14 protein-coding genes are annotated in these 16,272 nt (G+C 71.2%); 9 read left to right on the top strand and 5 right to left on the bottom strand.

Going from position 1 to position 16,272, the window contains the following annotated elements; all coding sequences use genetic code 11:
* The coding region (locus AC3A3H_RS01125; protein ID WP_487612694.1) for an aromatic amino acid ammonia-lyase at positions 1-1,132 on the top strand (1,132 nt) is incomplete at its 5' end.
* 7 nt (positions 1,133-1,139) lie between these two features.
* Here AC3A3H_RS01125 and AC3A3H_RS01120 read toward each other — a convergent pair.
* The gene (locus AC3A3H_RS01120; protein ID WP_487612693.1) at positions 1,140-2,237 is read right to left on the bottom strand and encodes an N-acetyltransferase DgcN family protein; all 1,098 of its coding nucleotides are present in this window, start codon (positions 2,235-2,237) and stop codon (positions 1,140-1,142) included.
* Positions 2,238-2,365: 128 nt separating this feature from the next.
* Positions 2,366-2,875, bottom strand: a complete 510-nt coding sequence (locus tag AC3A3H_RS01115) for a GNAT family N-acetyltransferase (protein ID WP_487612692.1) — start codon at positions 2,873-2,875, stop codon at positions 2,366-2,368.
* Between the two features lie 219 nt (positions 2,876-3,094).
* Between AC3A3H_RS01115 and AC3A3H_RS01110 the strand changes: the two genes are divergently transcribed.
* From AC3A3H_RS01110 to AC3A3H_RS01095, 4 genes are read left to right on the top strand one after another with little or no spacing between them, the layout of a single operon-like run.
* Entirely contained in the window at positions 3,095-3,997 is a 903-nt protein-coding gene (locus tag AC3A3H_RS01110) for an ABC transporter substrate-binding protein (protein WP_487612691.1), read from the top strand.
* A 4-nt stretch (positions 3,998-4,001) separates the two neighbouring features.
* Entirely contained in the window at positions 4,002-4,988 is a 987-nt protein-coding gene (locus AC3A3H_RS01105) for an amino acid ABC transporter permease (RefSeq protein ID WP_487612690.1), read from the top strand.
* A complete protein-coding gene (locus tag AC3A3H_RS01100; RefSeq protein WP_487612689.1) occupies positions 4,985-5,788 on the top strand; it encodes an amino acid ABC transporter ATP-binding protein in 804 nt (267 codons plus the stop codon). The genes AC3A3H_RS01105 and AC3A3H_RS01100 overlap by 4 nt, the downstream gene beginning before the upstream one ends.
* 49 nt (positions 5,789-5,837) lie before the next feature.
* The gene (locus AC3A3H_RS01095; protein ID WP_487612688.1) at positions 5,838-6,632 is read left to right on the top strand and encodes an SDR family oxidoreductase; all 795 of its coding nucleotides are present in this window, start codon (positions 5,838-5,840) and stop codon (positions 6,630-6,632) included.
* 80 nt (positions 6,633-6,712) lie between these two features.
* Here AC3A3H_RS01095 and hrpA read toward each other — a convergent pair whose 3' ends face one another.
* Positions 6,713-10,576 (bottom strand): ATP-dependent RNA helicase HrpA, encoded by a 3,864-nt coding sequence (hrpA, locus tag AC3A3H_RS01090; RefSeq protein WP_487612687.1) that lies wholly within the window; start codon positions 10,574-10,576, stop codon positions 6,713-6,715.
* 75 nt (positions 10,577-10,651) lie between these two features.
* On the opposite strand from hrpA, the gene AC3A3H_RS01085 reads away from it, so the two are divergent.
* The 3 genes from AC3A3H_RS01085 to AC3A3H_RS01075 all read left to right on the top strand — a co-directional run bounded on the left by AC3A3H_RS01085 (position 10,652) and on the right by AC3A3H_RS01075 (position 13,260).
* Positions 10,652-11,266, top strand: coding sequence for a hypothetical protein (locus tag AC3A3H_RS01085; RefSeq protein ID WP_487612686.1), 615 nt, complete (start codon positions 10,652-10,654; stop codon positions 11,264-11,266).
* 5 nt (positions 11,267-11,271) lie between these two features.
* Complete coding sequence (locus AC3A3H_RS01080) at positions 11,272-11,562, top strand: transcriptional regulator (RefSeq protein ID WP_487612695.1); 291 nt, start codon at positions 11,272-11,274, stop codon at positions 11,560-11,562.
* A 129-nt stretch (positions 11,563-11,691) separates the two neighbouring features.
* Complete coding sequence (locus AC3A3H_RS01075; RefSeq protein WP_487612685.1) at positions 11,692-13,260, top strand: long-chain-fatty-acid--CoA ligase; 1,569 nt, start codon at positions 11,692-11,694, stop codon at positions 13,258-13,260.
* A gap of 36 nt (positions 13,261-13,296) precedes the next feature.
* Here AC3A3H_RS01075 and AC3A3H_RS01070 read toward each other — a convergent pair whose 3' ends face one another.
* Both AC3A3H_RS01070 and AC3A3H_RS01065 read right to left on the bottom strand, forming a co-directional pair.
* Entirely contained in the window at positions 13,297-13,707 is a 411-nt protein-coding gene (locus AC3A3H_RS01070) for a hypothetical protein (RefSeq protein ID WP_487612684.1), read from the bottom strand.
* Positions 13,708-13,789: 82 nt separating this feature from the next.
* Positions 13,790-14,623: an aldo/keto reductase gene (locus AC3A3H_RS01065; RefSeq protein ID WP_487612683.1), complete on the bottom strand. Its 834-nt coding sequence runs from the start codon at positions 14,621-14,623 to the stop codon at positions 13,790-13,792.
* Positions 14,624-14,698: 75 nt separating this feature from the next.
* On the opposite strand from AC3A3H_RS01065, the gene AC3A3H_RS01060 reads away from it, so the two are divergent.
* A partial coding sequence (locus tag AC3A3H_RS01060; RefSeq protein WP_487612682.1) for a thioredoxin domain-containing protein occupies positions 14,699-16,272 on the top strand: 1,574 nt, incomplete at its 3' end.

Raw genomic sequence — 16,272 nt, 5'->3', positions numbered from 1 at the left:
CGCCGACGCGTACGCGGCTCTGCTCAACGCGGGCGTGGCCCCGCGCATCCCGTCGCGCGGCTCGGTCGGGGCCGCCGACCTGACCGCGCTCGCGGAGGTGGCCGCCGTCGTCATCGGCACCGGGGTCGTCCTCCGCGCCGGTGAGGAACTGCCGGCCGCGGCCGCGCTCGCCGACGCGGGTCTGCAGCCGATCGAGCTCGCGCCGCACGAGGCGCTCGCCGCGCTGAGCGCCAACGCGCTGAGCGTCGGGGTCGGCTCGCTCGCGGCCGTCGCTGCGCGGCAGCTCGCGGAGGCACTGGACCTGGTCGTCGCGCTGTCGCTGGAGGCGGTCGGGGCGGCGGGACCGGCCGGAAATCTCAGCCCCTATTCATCCGCCGTCGCGGAGGCGCGAGGCGGGTCCGGCCAGCAGGCGTCCGCGCAGGCGATCCGCGCCGCACTGGACGGCAGCGGCCTGGAGGCTCCCGATCGCACGGTCAGCGTGCAGGACCCGCTGGCGTTCCGCACAGCGCCGCAACTGCACGGCGCGCTCCGCGAATCGGTCGCCCGATTGCGCACCGAGCTGGAGGTCGAGCTCGCCGCGCGCTCCGAGAACCCGGTGGTCGACCTCCCGAGCGGCCGGCTCGTCTCCGGCGGCAACTTCCAGGCGCTTCCGCTGGCGCTCGCCCTGGAGAACCTGCGTCTGGCGCTGGCCCACGTGGCAGAGGCCTCGGAGCGCCGGACGGCTGCGCTCTCGTCGGCGCTCGCCCCCGCGCGCCGGGAGGGCCGCACCCGGATCCCCGGGCTCCTCCTCTACGCGGCCGCCGACGCGGTCGCCGAGGTGCGGCAGCTCGCGGCTCCGGCCACGCTCGGCAGCTCGACGCTGTCGGGCGTGGAGGATCACGCGACCTACGCGCCGCTGGCACTGCGGCTCCTGCAGCGCTCGCTCGCACGGACCTCCGAGGTCGTCGCGATCGAGGCGCTGCACGCAGCGGACCTGCTCGGCGTGCTCGACGCCGCTCCCTCCGGGGCCGGCACGGCCCGGCTCGCGGCGGCGGTGGATGCCAGTCTCGACGGACGCGCGGCAGACGACCTCGTGCGCGCGACCGAGAGCCTGCTCGGCCTCGACTACGCCATCCGCGCCGACCGCACCTGAGCCCGGGTCAGCTCACGGCGGCGAGCGGAGCCGCGATGGCTGCGAGGGCGGGGAACGCGAGCAGCACCATCCCGACCAGTTCGTCGAGATTCCGGGTCAGCGGATCGGTGGCCGGGATGCCGAGGTCGAGCTCGAGCTGATCGATCGCGTCGCCGAGCTGACTGTCGGACAGGTGCTCGTGGTTGACCGTCACGCCGATAACCCTGGTCTCGGCGAAGGCCTCGATCAGGGCGATCTCGCTCGCCACCGTCGGCATCGCGATCGCGGGGTAGTCGTCCAGGACCGCGCGCGCGGGGGCGTGCTGCACGATGACGGCCTCCGGCCGGCTGCCGCGGAGGATGTACGCCGAGGTCAGGTAGGCGGGATGGCTCAGCGCGCCCTGGCCTTCGACGACGATGACGTCGGGACTCTCGTTCTCGAAGGCGTCGAGCACCTGGCCCTCGACCTCGCCCGAGCAGAACTGCGGCACGGTCGCATCCAGCGCCACGCCGTAGCGGGCGCCCTGGATCAGGGCGGTCTGGCCGGTGCCGACCATGACGGCTCGTATTCCGCGGGCGTTGAGCGCCTGCACCAGGAGGGTGGTCGTGGTGCGCTTGCCGATCGCGCCGTCGGTGCCGAGCACCGCGATGCGCGGGCAGGTGACCTCCGCGATCCGGCCCGTGAACAGCCGGAGGTCCTTCGTGGGCTTCGGGCGGCGCACATCCGTGATGCTGACGCCGGCGATCACCGCGGCGGCGGCGAACTCCGGGTCGTCCCCGAGGAATTCGTGCAGGCCGTTCACGATGTCCAGGCCGCGGGCGATGCCGTCGAGCAGGACGAGTCGGTCGGCGGGGGAGAGCATGCCGCTCGCCGGAGCCATGCCGACGATCAGCACGTCGGGCGCCGCGGGGAGCTGGTCGACCACCTCGGCCAGGCTCGCGAGCACGGGGACGCCGTTGGCCACGCCGTCGAGCAGCGCGCCGGCGTCCTGACCGGCCCGGGTGCTGTCGATGACGGCGACGATCTCGTAGCTCTCCGACGAGCGCACCAGACCGTTCGCGGTCTTGCCGTCGGGCTCGCCGAACAGACCTTCGCAGTAGACGACGGCGCGTGGGGACACGGACATTGCAGCTCCTCTGATCGATACAGAGGAGGCGACGGGATCGTGGCCGGACCGAATGGCGATCCAACGGTCAACGAGGCGTCTTCCCTGAAGCCGGTGATCACCGGCTTCAGGACAGTAGCACACGGGTCTCAGAGGTCCTTGCGGAACCCGAGGTAGGACACGCGCTCCCAGTCGTCGTCGAGGTCGAACAGCGGCGAGTAGCCGAGCGAGAGGTACAGCGCCACCGCCTCGGGCTGCCGGGCGCCGGTGGTGAGCACGACCGAGGCGACCCCGCGCCGGGCGGCCTCCGCCTCCAGCTCGGCCATCACCCGCCTGGCGAGGCCCTGCCGGCGGAACCCGGAGTGCGTCCAGACCCGTTTGACCTCCACGGTGGACTCGTCCTCGCGCATGAACGCGCCGCCCGCGACCGCGGTGCCGTCTTCGTCCACCAGAAGCAGGAAGGTCCCGCCCTCCTCGGCTGTGAAACGCTCGGCGGGATACCGCGAGAGCTCGGCCGACGACGGGATGCCGTCGTTGAATCCGTACCGTTCGTCGTACTCGCGGGAGAGCTCCTCGACCAGCGGCGCGGCGAGTGGATCGTCGGGACGGGTGACGACCACGCGGGCGGTCGCGGCGAGGCCGGATTGCGGTTCGATCACGACCCGACCCTAGCGCGGCGCGGCGCGTCGCGCGCATTCGGCGTCTCCGGATGACTCCGACAACGGATTCCGCGCAATAGAACCGGTAATCTCTGCGAAACTTGCACGAAAACTAGCGTTTCACGCGCGATTTAGTATGCATGTAACGCGTGGGGCCTGGGGTATCCTCCCCTTACCCCTCCTGCACACCCTGCACCAGGAAGAAGGACGATAACCATCATGCGCATCCGTTCCGTGGCCCCCGTGGCCGCCCTCGCCGCCGTGGCAGCGCTCGCGCTCTCCGGCTGTGTCGACAACTCCACCCCCTCGTCGAGCAGCTCAGCGTCGAGCGCCGCGTCCGACGTGAAGAAGGACGACACGCTCGCCAACAGCCTCCCCTCGAAGATCAAGTCGGCCGGCGTGCTGACCGTCGGCATGGACGACACCTACCCGCCGAACGAGTTCAAGGACGACAACGGCAACCCGGTCGGCTGGGAGGTCGACTTCACCAACGCCATCGGGGCCAAACTCGGTGTGAAGATCAACTACGCGATCGCCAAGTTCGACAACATCATCCCGAGCATCACCGGAGGCAAGGACGACTTCGGGATGTCGTCGTTCACCGACACGGTCGAGCGCGAGAAGCAGGTCGACTTCGTCAACTACTACAACGCCGGCATCCTGTGGGCGTCGGCCAAGGGCAAGGACGTCGACCCCGACAACGCCTGCGGCCTCAAGGTGGCCGTGCAGTCGACCACGTACGAGGACACCGACGAGGTGCCCGCCAAGTCGAAGGCCTGCACCGACAAGGGCAAGCCGGCGATCCAGGCGCTGCGCTACGACAACCAGGACGACGCGACCAACGCGGTCATCCTCGGCAAGGCGGACGCGCTCAGCGCCGACTCGCCCGTCACCCTGTACGCCATCTCGAAGTCGAACGGCAAGCTCCAGGAGGCCGGCAAGACCTTCGACGTCGCCCCGTACGGCATCCCGGTCGCCAAGAACTCCGACCTGACCCCGGTCCTCCAGAAGACCATCCAGTCGCTGATCGACGACGGCACCTACAAGAAGATCCTCGACAAGTGGGGCGTCGCCGACGGCAGCGTGACCACCGCGGACATCAACGCGGCGTCGAAGGGCTGACCTGATGTCGCAGGGCATTCCTGCCGGTCCGGCGACGGGAGCAGTCCCGTCGCCGGCCGGCGCCCCGCCGTCCGAGCCGATCAAGGCGATCAAGCTCCGCCACCCGTGGCGGATCGTCATCGCGATCGTGCTCGTCCTGCTGTTCGTCTGGTTCGTCGTCGACGCCTCGCAGCGCGAGGCGTACGGCTGGCAGTACGTCGGCAAGTACGTCTTCGACAGGCGCATCAGTGCTGCTGCGCTCGTGACCCTTCAGCTCACGATCTACTCGATGGTGATCGGCGTCATCCTCGGCCTGGTCCTGGCCGTGATGCGGCTCTCGCCGAACCCGGTCGTCAAATCCGTCGCCTGGCTCTACCTCTGGATCTTCCGCGGCACGCCGGTCTACGTGCAGCTGGTGTTCTGGGGCCTGTTCTCGCTGATCTACCCGCACATCTTCCTCGGTGTGCCGTGGACCGACTTCGGCGTGACGATCAACCTCGACTTCATGCAGAACGCGTTCGTCATCGCGATCATCGGCCTGGCGCTCAACGAGGCGGCGTATATGGCCGAGATCGTGCGCGCCGGCCTGCTCTCGGTCGACCAGGGCCAGGAGGAGGCGGCGACCGCGCTCGGCATGTCCTGGTGGCAGACCATGACGCGCATCGTCATCCCGCAGGCCATGCGCGTGATCATCCCGCCGACCGGCAACGAGGTCATCTCGATGCTGAAGACCACCTCGCTGGTCGCGGCGATCCCGCTCACCACCGACCTGTACGGTGTCGCGCGCGACATCTCCGCGGTCACGTACACGCCGATCCCGCTGCTGATCGTCGCGTCGCTGTGGTACCTGCTGTTCACGTCGATCCTGATGATCGGCCAGTACTTCCTCGAGAAGCGGTTCTCGCGGGGCGTCAACATGCGGCGGCCGGACAACAAGGAGCCGGCGCTCGCCACGGGCGCGCTGCCGGCGGCCGGCGCACCCGACGGCAACGACCTGGGAGGCAAGGGATGACCGACGCGCCATCACAGAACTCGACCGTGAGGGCAGGCGTCACGCCGATGGTCCTCGCCGAGGGCGTCTCCAAGAGCTTCGGCTCGAACGAGGTGCTCAAGTCCATCTCGCTGTCCGTGCGGCCGGGCGAGGTCCTCTGCATCATCGGCCCGTCCGGCTCGGGCAAGTCCACCTTCCTGCGCTGCATCAACCACCTGGAGCGGGTGGACGCCGGCCGGCTGTCGGTCGACGGCCAGGTTGTCGGCTACCGCCAGCACGGCGACAAGCTCTACGAGCTGAAGCCGAAGGAGGCCTCCCGCCAGCGCCGCGAGATCGGCATGGTGTTCCAGCGCTTCAACCTGTTCCCGCACATGACGGCGCTGGAGAACATCATCGAGGCGCCGATCCGCGTCAAGGGACTGCCGAAGGCGCGGGCCGTGGAGCGGGCGAACGAGCTGCTCGTGCGCGTCGGCCTCGCCGACAAGGGCGACCACTACCCGTCGCAGCTCTCCGGCGGCCAGCAGCAGCGCGTGGCGATCGCCCGCGCGCTGGCGATGGACCCGAAGCTGATGCTCTTCGACGAGCCCACCTCGGCGCTCGACCCCGAGCTGGTCGGCGAGGTGCTCGACGTCATGAAGGGCCTGGCGGCCTCCGGGATGACGATGGTCGTCGTCACCCACGAGATGGGCTTCGCCCGCGAGGTCGCGGACGAGCTGGTCTTCATGGACGGCGGCGTCGTCGTGGAGTCGGGCGACCCGCGCGAGGTGCTGGCGAACCCGCAGCACCAGCGCACGCAGGCGTTCCTGTCGAAGGTGCTGTAGCACCGGGGTTCGCGGAGCGGGCGTCGCGGCCGTCTGACACAATCGTCGGATGGACAACGAGGCCCGCTCTTCGCGTCCCGTGGTCTTCGTCACCGGCGCGAGCCGGCCGAACTCCATCGGCGCGGCGATCGCCCGCAACCAGGCCTCGCTCGGCTGGGATGTGGCCTTCGCCTTCTGGGACGACTACGACGCCGCGATGCCGTGGGGCGCGCCGGAGCGCGGGCACGACGCCTTCGCGGACGAGCTGCGGGCCTTCGGCGTCCGGGCGCTCCCCGTCGCGGTCGACCTCGCCCATCCCGAGGCGCCGGCGCGTGCGATCGACCGCGTCCGCGCAGGCCTCGGCCCCGTCCGCGCACTCGTCGCCAGCCATGCGCACTCCGTCGACAGCGGCGTCCTCGACACGGGCGTCGAGGCGTTCGACCGGCACTTCGCGGTCAACACCCGCGGCACCTGGCTGCTGATCAAGGCCTTCGCCGAGCAGTTCGAGGCGCCCGCGGAGACCGCCGGGCCGGCGCTCGGCCGCATCGTCGCCCTGACCAGCGACCACACCGCGCACAACCTCCCGTACGGCGCCAGCAAGGGAGCGCTCGACCGTATCGTCATCGCCGCCGCCGTGGAGCTCGCCCACCTCGGCATCACCGCGAACCTGATCAATCCCGGGCCGATCGACACCGGCTGGATGACCCCCGACCTCGCCGATGCGCTGGCGGCCGAGACCGCCCTGGGCCGCCTCGGCCGGCCGCAGGACACCGCCGACCTCGTCGCGTTCCTGCTCTCGCCCTCCGGCGGCTGGGTCACCGGCCAGCTCCTCCACTCCAACGGCGGCTTCCACCTCCCCGTCTAACCGCCCCCAGCCATCAGTTCCGGAGTCGTGTACGCCCAGCCACGGCGTGTCGCGTACACAACTCCGGAACTGATGGCGGCTCAGCCGGTGAGGACTTTGCGGATGCGCTGGATCGACACGGTCTCGGCGGTGCCGAGGGACTGGGCGAAGAGGGAGACGCGGAACTCCTCCAGCATCCAGCGGGCGTGCGTCAGGTTCTCCGGAGCGTGCGCCTCCGGCGGGATGCGGCCGCCGGCCTCCGTGTAGAGCGCGGTCGCGGTCTCCACCTGCGTCTGCCAGGCCCGGTCGCGCCCCGGGTTCGTCGGGAGCGCCTGCATCCGCTGCGTGATCCCGTTCAGGTAGCGCGGGAGGTGCGCGAGCTGGGTCAGGCCGGTCGCCGACACGAAGCCCGGGTAGACCAGCCCGGCCAGTTGCGTCTTCGCGTCGTTCAGCGACGGCAGGTAGGTGAGCGAGGTCGTCCCCGCGATCGACTTCTCCGCGGCGCGCGCGGCGGTCAGGATGCGCGTGACCAGAGCGACCGTCTCGAACATCGAGTCCATCACGACCCCGGACACCCGGTCGCGGACCGCCTCGAACTCGGCGCGCATGAAGAGCTGGCCGTCGGGCTTCATCCGGTAGAGCACCGAGTCGACCACCGCGAGCAGGCAGTCGTCGAACAGCGCCTTCGTGTTGGGGTACGGGCTCGCGGCGAGCGTCAGCTTCTCGTTCGCCGTGAGGTGCTGCTGCACGTACGCGACCGGCGACGGGATGCTCGCCAGCAGCAGCCTCCTGACCCCGCCCGGCAGGGCGCGCGCCTGCTCGGCGGGCGTCGACATCAGCCGGATGCTGACGCTCGCGCCGTCGTCCACGAGGGCGGGGTAGGCGCGGATCGTGTTCGTCGTGCCGCCCGGGCCCTTCTGGGTGGTGTCCAGGTGCCGGGGGAGCTCGTCCAGGTCCCAGGTGGTGAGTCCGGAGCGCTCGATCGCGTCGGGCGTGCGCGCCTCCGCGACCCGGGCGACCGAGTCGCGCGCCCGGGAGCGCAGTCGGTCCTGCAGGGCCATGAGGTCCTTGCCGCTCGCGACCGGGCGGCCGCGCTCGCCGATCACCTGGAACGTCGGCCGCAGGTGGGCGGGCAGCCGCTCCAGGTCGAAATCCGCGCCCGTGACGCGCGAGCCGGTCTGCCGCGAGATGGTGGCCGCGAGCGTGTCGGCGAGGGAGGCCGCCGGTCGCCGCCCGTCGTGGGCGGACATCCCGGCCGCGCTGGACAGCTCGCCGAGCAGCCGCTTGGCCCAGTCGGCGGCGGGCACGACCTGGCGGCGGATCGCCTTCGGCAGCGACTTGATCATCGCGGTCACCAGCTCCTGGCGAAGGCCGGGCACCTGCCAGTCGAAGCCGTCCGGCACGAGCCCCGCGAGCAGCGGCAGCGGCACCTGCACGGTGACGCCGTCGTCCTCCGCGCCCGGCTCGAACCGGTAGCGCAGCGTGAGCCGCTGGTCGCCCTGCCGCCAGACCGGAGGGAAGGCCTCCTCGTCGATCCCGGCCGCGTCGTCCTCGAGCAGCGCCTCCGCCGTCATGGTCAGGAGGTCGGGGGTCTCGTTCCGCGCCTTCTTCCACCAGCCCTCGAACGAGCGGGTCGAGACCACGTCCGCCGGGATGCGCGCGTCGTAGAACTCGAACACGGCCTCGTCGTCGTTGAGGATGTCGCGGCGGCGGGTGCGCTCCTCCAGCTCGCGCAACTCCGCGAGCAGCTTGCGGTTGGCGCGGTCGAACGCCTGCCGGGAGTCCCATTCGCCGTCCACGAGGGCGTGCCGGATGAACAGCTCACGGGAGAGCTCGGCGTCGATCCGGGCGTACTGCACACGGCGGCGCGGGATGATCGGGACGCCGTACAGCGTGACGCGCTCGTAGGCGACGACGGCGCCCTGGCTCTTCTCCCAGTGCGGCTCGCTGTACTGCCGTTTGCAGAGGTCGCCCGCGATCGGCTCGGCCCAGGCGGGGTCGATCGCCGCGTTCATCCGAGCGAACAGCCGGGAGGTCTCCACGAGCTCCGCGGACATGATCGCGTTCGGCTGCTTCTTGGCGAGCGCCGAGCCGGGGAAGATCACGAACCGGGCCTGCCGCGCGCCCAGGTACTCGGACTGGCGCTGGCCGCGCGCCGAGCCCTTGTTCCCGCTCTCGCGCACATCCTTGAGTCCGAGGTGCGACAGCAGCCCGGCCAGCAGCGAGCGGTGGATGCCGTCCGGGTTGACCGAGGGCTCGCCGATGCTGAGCTCCAGCGGCCGGGCGAGCTGCCGCAGCTGCCGGTACACGTCCTGCCACTCGCGCACGCGCAGGAAGTTGAGGTACTCGGCCTTGCACAGCCGCCGGAACGCGCTGGAGGACAGCTCGCGCTGCTGCTCCTCCAGGTAGTTCCAGAGGTTGAGCAGGGTGAGGAAGTCGCTGGTCGGGTCGATGAACCTGGCGTGCTTCTCGTCCGCGCTGCCGCGCTTCTCGACCGGGCGCTCGCGGACGTCCTGGATCGTGAGGCCGGAGACGATCGCCATGACCTCCCGGGAGGTGTTGTGCCGCTTGGACTCCACCACCATGCGGGCGAAACGCGGGTCGATCGGGAGGCGGGCGAGCTGGGAGCCGATCTTCGTCAGCTCGATGCCGCCGGAACGGGTCGACGAGCGGGTCGCCCCGAGCTCCGCCAGCAGGTCGAGCCCGTCCTTGATGCCGCGCGAGTCCGGCGGCGTCAGGAACGGGAACGCCGCGATGTCGCCCAGTCCGAGCGAGATCATCTGCAGGATGACGGCCGCGAGGTTGGTGCGCAGGATCTCCGGCTCGGTGAACTCCGGCCGCTTCTCGAAGTCCTCCTGCGAGTACAGCCGGATCGCGATGCCGTCGCTGGTGCGGCCCGACCGGCCGGAGCGCTGGTTGGCGCTCGCCTGCGAGATCGCCTCGATGGGGAGGCGCTGCACCTTGGCGCGCGTCGAGTAGCGGCTGATCCGGGCCGTGCCCGCATCCACCACATACTTGATGCCCGGCACGGTGAGGCTGGTCTCGGCCACGTTGGTGGCGAGCACGACGCGCCGCCGGACGCCGGGCATGGTGGACGGCTGGAAGACGCGGTGCTGCTCGGCGGAGGACAGCCTCCCGTACAGCGGCAGCACCTCGGTGCCGGGGAGGTTGCGGCCGCGGATCGCGTCGGCGGCGTCGCGGATCTCGTTCTCGCCGGAGAGGAAGACCAGCACGTCGCCCGGCGCCTCGCGGGCGAGCTCGTCCAGAGCGTCGTTGATGCCCTGGAGGTAGTCGCGGTCGGCGGCGGGGACCGGGTCCGGGTCGTCCTCGTCCGCCTCCAGCGCCTCCGCGACCAGCGGCCGGTAGCGCAGCTCGACGGGGTAGGTGCGGCCGGAGACCTCCACGATCGGGGCGGGCGTGCCGTCCGCGGCGGCGAAGTGCGCGGCGAAGCTCTCCGGGTCGATGGTGGCGGAGGTGATGATCACCTTGAGGTCGGGGCGCTTCGGCAGCAGCTCGCGCAGGTAGCCGAGCAGGAAGTCGATGTTGAGGCTGCGCTCGTGCGCCTCGTCGATGATGATCGTGTCGTAGCCGCGCAGCAGCCGGTCGCGGTGGATCTCGTTGAGCAGGATGCCGTCCGTCATCAGCTTGATGCGCGTCGCGGCGGACACCCGGTCGGTGAAGCGCACCTGGTAGCCGACCAGCTCGCCGACGCTCTGGCCGACCTCCTCGGCGATTCGCTCGGCGATCGTGCGGGCCGCGAGCCGCCGCGGCTGGGTGTGTCCGATGCTCTCCCGGCCGAGCTCCAGGCAGATCTTGGGCAGCTGCGTCGTCTTGCCCGACCCGGTCTCGCCGGCGACGATCACGACCTGGTTCTCGCTGATGGCGCGCGCGATGTCGTCCCGCTTCTGGCTGACGGGCAGCTCGGGCGGGAACACGATGCGGGGGAGGGCGACCGATGCGGACATGAGCCCTCCAGTCTATCCATCCACGGCGTCGCAAAACTCTTGCGTCAGCAGAGTACTTTGTGTTACAAAGTATGCATGAATGAGAACCTGTCCGGAGACGCCAGAGAGATGCTCGACCTCATCGACGGTCAGCAACGCCGCGTCGACCGAGGCCTCCGCATGCCCGTGGTCTGGCTCTACACCGTGTGGGCGGTGGCCTGGATGGTCGGCTTCCTCGCCCTCTACCTGGCGCAGCTCGGCGCCGTCGACCCGGTCGCCGCCGGGATCGTGTTCGGCGCCCTCATCGTCGCGTCGATCGTCGCCTCCGCCGTGATAGGCTCGCGGATCGGCCGCGGCGTGCGCGGCGACTCCCAGTTCGCCGGCACGGTCTACGGCATCTCCTGGTCGGTGTGCTCCATCGCGTTCGCACTGCTCGGCATCGGCCTGATCGCCGAGGGGATGCCGGGCGACCTCCCCGGGATCTACTTCCCGAGCGCCTACGCGCTCATGTGCGGCACGCTCTACCTCGCCGGAGCGGCCATCTGGCACGACCGCCTCCAGCTGGTGCTCGGGCTCGCCCTCCTGTTCGTCGGCGCGGTCGCGCCCTTCCTGGGGCTCGGGCCGAACCTCCTGCTCATGGCGATCGCGGGCGCCGTCGTGTTCGGCGCGGGCGCTCTCGTCACCCTGCGCACGATGGCCCCGCGGCGGTGACCGGCGTGGACGAGCTCGACCCGGTCATCCACGCGGCCGCCCGGCTCAAGATCACCGCGACCCTGGCGACGGTCCCCGACGGCGGGAGCATGTCCTTCCCGCGGCTCCAGGAGCTTCTCGACCTCACCGCCGGCAACCTCGCGACGCACCTGCGCAAGCTGGAGGACGCCGGCTACGTGGAGGTCGAGAAGGCGCACCGCGGGCGGGTGCCGGTCACCTACCTCGCGCTGACCACCACCGGCCGCCGCGCGTTCGAGGACTACACGGCCACACTGCGCTCCATCCTCGGCAGCTAATCCCGCCCCCTCGGCCGAGGCGGGGCGCGTGGGGAGCGCCGCGAACGGGGCATTGCGGCAGCCGGGACCGTGACGTAGGTTTCCCTCAACCCGACCGGGTCACGTCACCGTCGACGAAGGAGCCCCGCCATGCCTCACGGCTTCGCCACCATGTCCGTCGCCAGCATCCTGGCCGAGACCGCGCACCGGATGCCCGACAACGTGGCCCTGATCTTCAACGGCCAGGAGATCTCCTACCGCGACCTCTGGGATCAGACCCGCGGCTACGCGGGCGCGCTGCGCGACCTCGGCGTCGGGCCGGGCGACCGGGTCGCCCTGATGATCCCGAACGTGCCCGACTTCCCGCGGGCGTACTACGCGGTGCTCGCCCTCGGCGCGGTGGTCGTCCCCATCCACGCCCTCCTCAAGGCTGCCGAGATCGAGTACGTGCTGCGCGACTCCGGCTCGACGCTGCTGATCTGCGCCGCTCCGCTGCTGGCGGAGGGCGCGAAGGGCGCAGCGCTCGCCGGGGTGGGCACGCTCTCCGTCCTGGTCCCCGACGAGCTGCTCGAGCAGCTGCCGTTCCCGCGGCTGGAGGACGCCGCTGCCGCCGCCGAGCCGATCGTCACGTACGTGCCGCGCGACCCGGTGGACACCGCGACCATCCTCTACACCAGTGGGACGACCGGGAAGCCGAAGGGCGCGGAGGGGTGCCACTTCTCGCTCGTCGAGCAGGTCAACGTGCTCCTCGCCGGCACCCTCGACATCGAGCCGACCGACCGCATCCTGGGCTGCCTCCCGCTCTTCCACACGTTCGGGCAGACCTGCGTGATGAACATGGGCTTCCGCGCGGGCGCCGCCGTCGTCCTGGTGCCGAAGTTCGACGGCGCCACCGCGCTGCGGCTGCTCAACGCGCACGCCTGCACGATCATGACCGGCGTGCCGACCATGTACATCGCGCTGCTGGAGGCCGCCAAGACCGATCCCGAACGGCCGCCGCTGCGCTACGGCATGAGCGGAGGCGCGGCCATCCCGGTCGCCGTCATCGAGCAGATGAAGGAGGTCTACGGCATCGACGTGCACGAGGGCTACGGCCTCACCGAGACCTCTCCGGTCGCCTCGTTCAACCACCGCGGCCGCCCGACCCGGGTCGGCACCGTCGGTCAGCCGATCTGGGGCGTGGACGTGGAGATCGCCGATCCGGAGGTGGACGACGCCATCCGGCTGCTGCCGCGCGGCGAGCTCGGCGAGATCGTGGTGCGCGGCCACAACCTGATGAAGGGCTACCTCAACCTCCCGGAGGCGAACGCGGAGGCGGTGGTGGACGGCTGGTTCCGCACCGGCGACCTCGGCACGAAGAGCGACGACGACTACATCACGATCGTGGACCGCAAGAAGGACATGATCGTCCGCAACGGCTACAACGTGTACCCGCGCGAGGTCGAGGAGGCGCTCTCGACCCATCCCGCCGTCGCCCTGGTTGCGGTGTTCGGCGTCGCGCACGAGACGCACGGTCAGGAGATCATGGCGGCGGTCACGCTGATGCCGGGCTCCGAGGCGACGGGGGAGGAGCTGGTCGTGTTCGCGCAGGAGCGGGTGGCGGCCTACAAGTTCCCGCGGCGGGTGGAGATCCTGGAGGTCCTCCCGCTCGGCCCGAGCGGCAAGGTGCTCAAGCGCGAGCTCGTCGCGAGCTTCGAGGCGCAGGCCCTGGCCGACTGAGCCGCGACCTCCGCCGCGACCGCCGCCGCCGCCGGCTCAGGGCGCGGTGTCGAGCGTGCGGAGGCGGTACGAGGAGTTGAGGTAGAACGCGGCCAGCAGCGCGTAGCTGATGCACGCGACCGCGGGCACGAAGGAGTTCTCCGGCTTGCTCGCGAGCGCGCCGACGCACGAGATGAACGCCAGGACCGCGAGCGCGGCGCCGAGCCAGAACCCGGCGGCCGGTCGCGCGGTCGCCCGCCACCACGGCCGCGGGTCCTCGCGGTTCTCGCCCTCGCCGCGGAAGGTGCGCGTGCCGAGGATCACGTAGGCCACGTTGAGCACGGCGACGATCAACACGTCCAGCGCCGCGTTGACCAGCCGGTCGATGATGAAGAAGTTGAGCGCGAGGATCAGCCCGAAGCCACCCACGATGTAGATGATCTTCCCCGTGATGGTCGTGATTCGCACGCTGCGAGCCTAGCCGCCTCGCGGCGGGCGCGGAGGACCCGCCTCCGCACCCGCCCGGAGCCGCACGGGACGGTCGAGCAGGTCAGTTGACCTCGTCCGGGTGCGCGCTGACGCGGCCCTCGCGCTCCATCGCCGAGATCGCGGCGACCTCGGCGTCGGTCAACTCGAAGTCGAAGACGTCGAAGTTCTCCGCCATCCGCTCGCGGCGGTTCGACTTCGGGAACACGATGTTGCCGGTCTGGAGGTGCCAGCGGATGACGACCTGCGCCGGGGTCTTGCCGTGCGCGGCGGCCGGGGCGGCGACCTCCGGAGCCTCGAACAGCGGGTACTTGCCCTGGCCGAGCGGGCCCCAGGCCTCGATCTGGATGCCGTGCTCGCGGGAGAACGCGGTGACCTCCGGCTGCTGGTGCGCCGGGTGCAGCTCGATCTGGTTGACGGCCGGCACGATCTCGGTCTCCGCGAGCAGCTTCTGCAGGTGCGGGACCAGGAAGTTCGAGACGCCGATCGCCTTGGCGCGGCCGGTGGCGGCGATCTTCTCCAGCGAGCGCCAGGCCTCCACGTAGGTGCCCTTCCGCGGCGTCGGCCAGTGGATGAGGTAGAGGTCGACGTAGTCGAGGCCGAGCTTGGCGAGCGACTCGTCGAACGCGGCCTCCGCGTCGGTCTGCCGGTCGTTCCAGAGCTTCGTCGTGACGAAGAGCTCGTCGCGCGGGAGGCCGGCGGCGGCGATCGCGGCGCCGACGCCCTCCTCGTTGCCGTAGATGGCGGCGGTGTCGATGTGGCGGTAGCCGACCTCCAGTGCGTCGGTGACGATGCGGGTCGTCTCGGCCGGGTCGACCTTGAAGACGCCGAAGCCGAGCTGGGGGATGGTCGTGCCGTTGTTCAGGGTGAGGGCCGGGGTATTTGCGTGTGCAACCATATCGTCCACGATAGCAAGCCAACCGCGGTCGCGCAGCGGGCTCCCGGCGCACGCCCGTGGTCGTAGGGTGAGCGCATGACGAACCGGCTGGCGGACGCGATCAGTCCCTACCTGCGCGCGCACGCGGGAAACCCGGTGGACTGGTTCCCCTGGGGGCCGGACGCGTTCGCCGAGGCGCGCCGCCGCGACGTGCCCGTCATCGTCTCGATCGGTTACGCGACCTGCCACTGGTGCCACGTGATGGCCAGGGAGAGCTTCAGCGATCCGGCGGTCGCCGCCCTCATGAACGAGCGGTTCGTGTCGATCAAGGTCGACCGCGAGGAGCATCCCGACGTCGACGCCGCCTACCTGTCGGCGGCTAGCGCCTTCACCGAGGGGCTCGGCTGGCCGCTGACCGTGTTCGCGACCTCGTCGGGTCGCGCGTTCTTCGCAGGCACGTATTTCCCGCCGGTCGCGTCGGGCGGGCGGCCGTCGTTCACGCAGATCCTGGACGCGGTCGCCGACGCCTGGACGGAGCGCCGAGCCGAGGTGGAGGCCGACGCGGGCAAGGTGGGCGAGGCGCTCGCCGCGGCCGCCGCACGCGCAACAACGGTCGCCGACCTCCCCGACGCGCGCGCGCTCGACGCCTCGGTCGACCGGCTCGCCGAGACGGAGGACCCGCAGTTCGGCGGGTTCGGCGCCGCGCCGAAGTTCCCGGTCGCGCCGGTGCTGGACTTCCTGCTCGACCGGCCGGCGGGGCACGGGCTGGCGCACCGGACCCTGCGCCGGATGGCGGAGTCCCCGCTGCTGGATCCGGTGGACGGCGGTTTCTTCCGCTACGCCACCCGGCGCGACTGGAGCGACCCGCACTACGAGCGGATGCTGTACGACAACGCGCAGCTCCTCGACGCGTACGCGACGGCGTGGGCGCAGACCGGCGAGGACTGGGCCGAGCGCACGGCCGACGGCGTCGCGGACTTCCTGCTCGGGGTGCTCCGCAGGCCCGGCGGCGCCTTCGCCTCGGCGCAGGACTCCGAGAGTGTGATCGACGGCGCCCGGGTGGAGGGCGGCTACTACCGGGTGCCGCCGGCCGAGCGCGCGCGCCTCACACCTCCGGCGCTCGACGAGAAGGTGCTCACCGGCTGGAACGGCTTCGCGATCGGCGCGCTCGCGCGCTCGGGCCGCATCCTCGACCGGCCGGGCTGGATCGCCGCGGCGGCGGAGGCGGCCCGTTCCGTGCTCGAGACGCACCGCCATCCCGACGGCACGCTCGCCCGCGCCTCGGTGGACGGCGCGGTGTCGGACGCGGTGGCGACGCTCGAGGACTACGGGGGTCTCGCCGGCGGCCTGCTGGAGCTCGCGCTGGCGAGCGGCGACGTGGAGTCCGCGGCCGTCGCCCGCGAGCTGGTCGAGCTGTGCGTGGAGGCGGTGGACAGTTCGGGGGACTGCCCGTTCGGCGTGCCGGGCGGCGGCGACCCGCTGCTGCAGGCGACCGGTCTCGCGGTGCGCGTGGACCCGTCGGAGGGCGCGTATCCGTCGGGCCTCACTGCGCTGGCCTCCGCCGCCCACACCCTGTTCCTGATGACGGCGGAGCGCCGCTTCGAGCGCGCGGCGCGCGAGGCGATGCGGCTGGTCGCCGGGCCGGCGGCGGGCGTCCCGAGCGCGTTCGG

Source organism: Leifsonia sp. Soil_N53, assembly GCF_057655165.1.
This window is presented reverse-complemented; position numbering and strand designations above follow the sequence as displayed.

Coding starts and splice junctions, on each gene's coding strand:
- AC3A3H_RS01095 (WP_487612688.1), top strand. CDS start 5,838: ATGGACAACGAGGCCCGCTCTTCGCGTCCCGTGGTCTTCGTCACCGGC.
- AC3A3H_RS01120 (WP_487612693.1), bottom strand. CDS start 2,237: ATGTCCGTGTCCCCACGCGCCGTCGTCTACTGCGAAGGTCTGTTCGGC.
- AC3A3H_RS01085 (WP_487612686.1), top strand. CDS start 10,652: ATGAATGAGAACCTGTCCGGAGACGCCAGAGAGATGCTCGACCTCATC.
- AC3A3H_RS01075 (WP_487612685.1), top strand. CDS start 11,692: ATGCCTCACGGCTTCGCCACCATGTCCGTCGCCAGCATCCTGGCCGAG.
- AC3A3H_RS01105 (WP_487612690.1), top strand. CDS start 4,002: ATGTCGCAGGGCATTCCTGCCGGTCCGGCGACGGGAGCAGTCCCGTCG.
- AC3A3H_RS01065 (WP_487612683.1), bottom strand. CDS start 14,623: ATGGTTGCACACGCAAATACCCCGGCCCTCACCCTGAACAACGGCACG.
- AC3A3H_RS01110 (WP_487612691.1), top strand. CDS start 3,095: ATGCGCATCCGTTCCGTGGCCCCCGTGGCCGCCCTCGCCGCCGTGGCA.
- AC3A3H_RS01100 (WP_487612689.1), top strand. CDS start 4,985: ATGACCGACGCGCCATCACAGAACTCGACCGTGAGGGCAGGCGTCACG.
- hrpA (WP_487612687.1), bottom strand. CDS start 10,576: ATGTCCGCATCGGTCGCCCTCCCCCGCATCGTGTTCCCGCCCGAGCTG.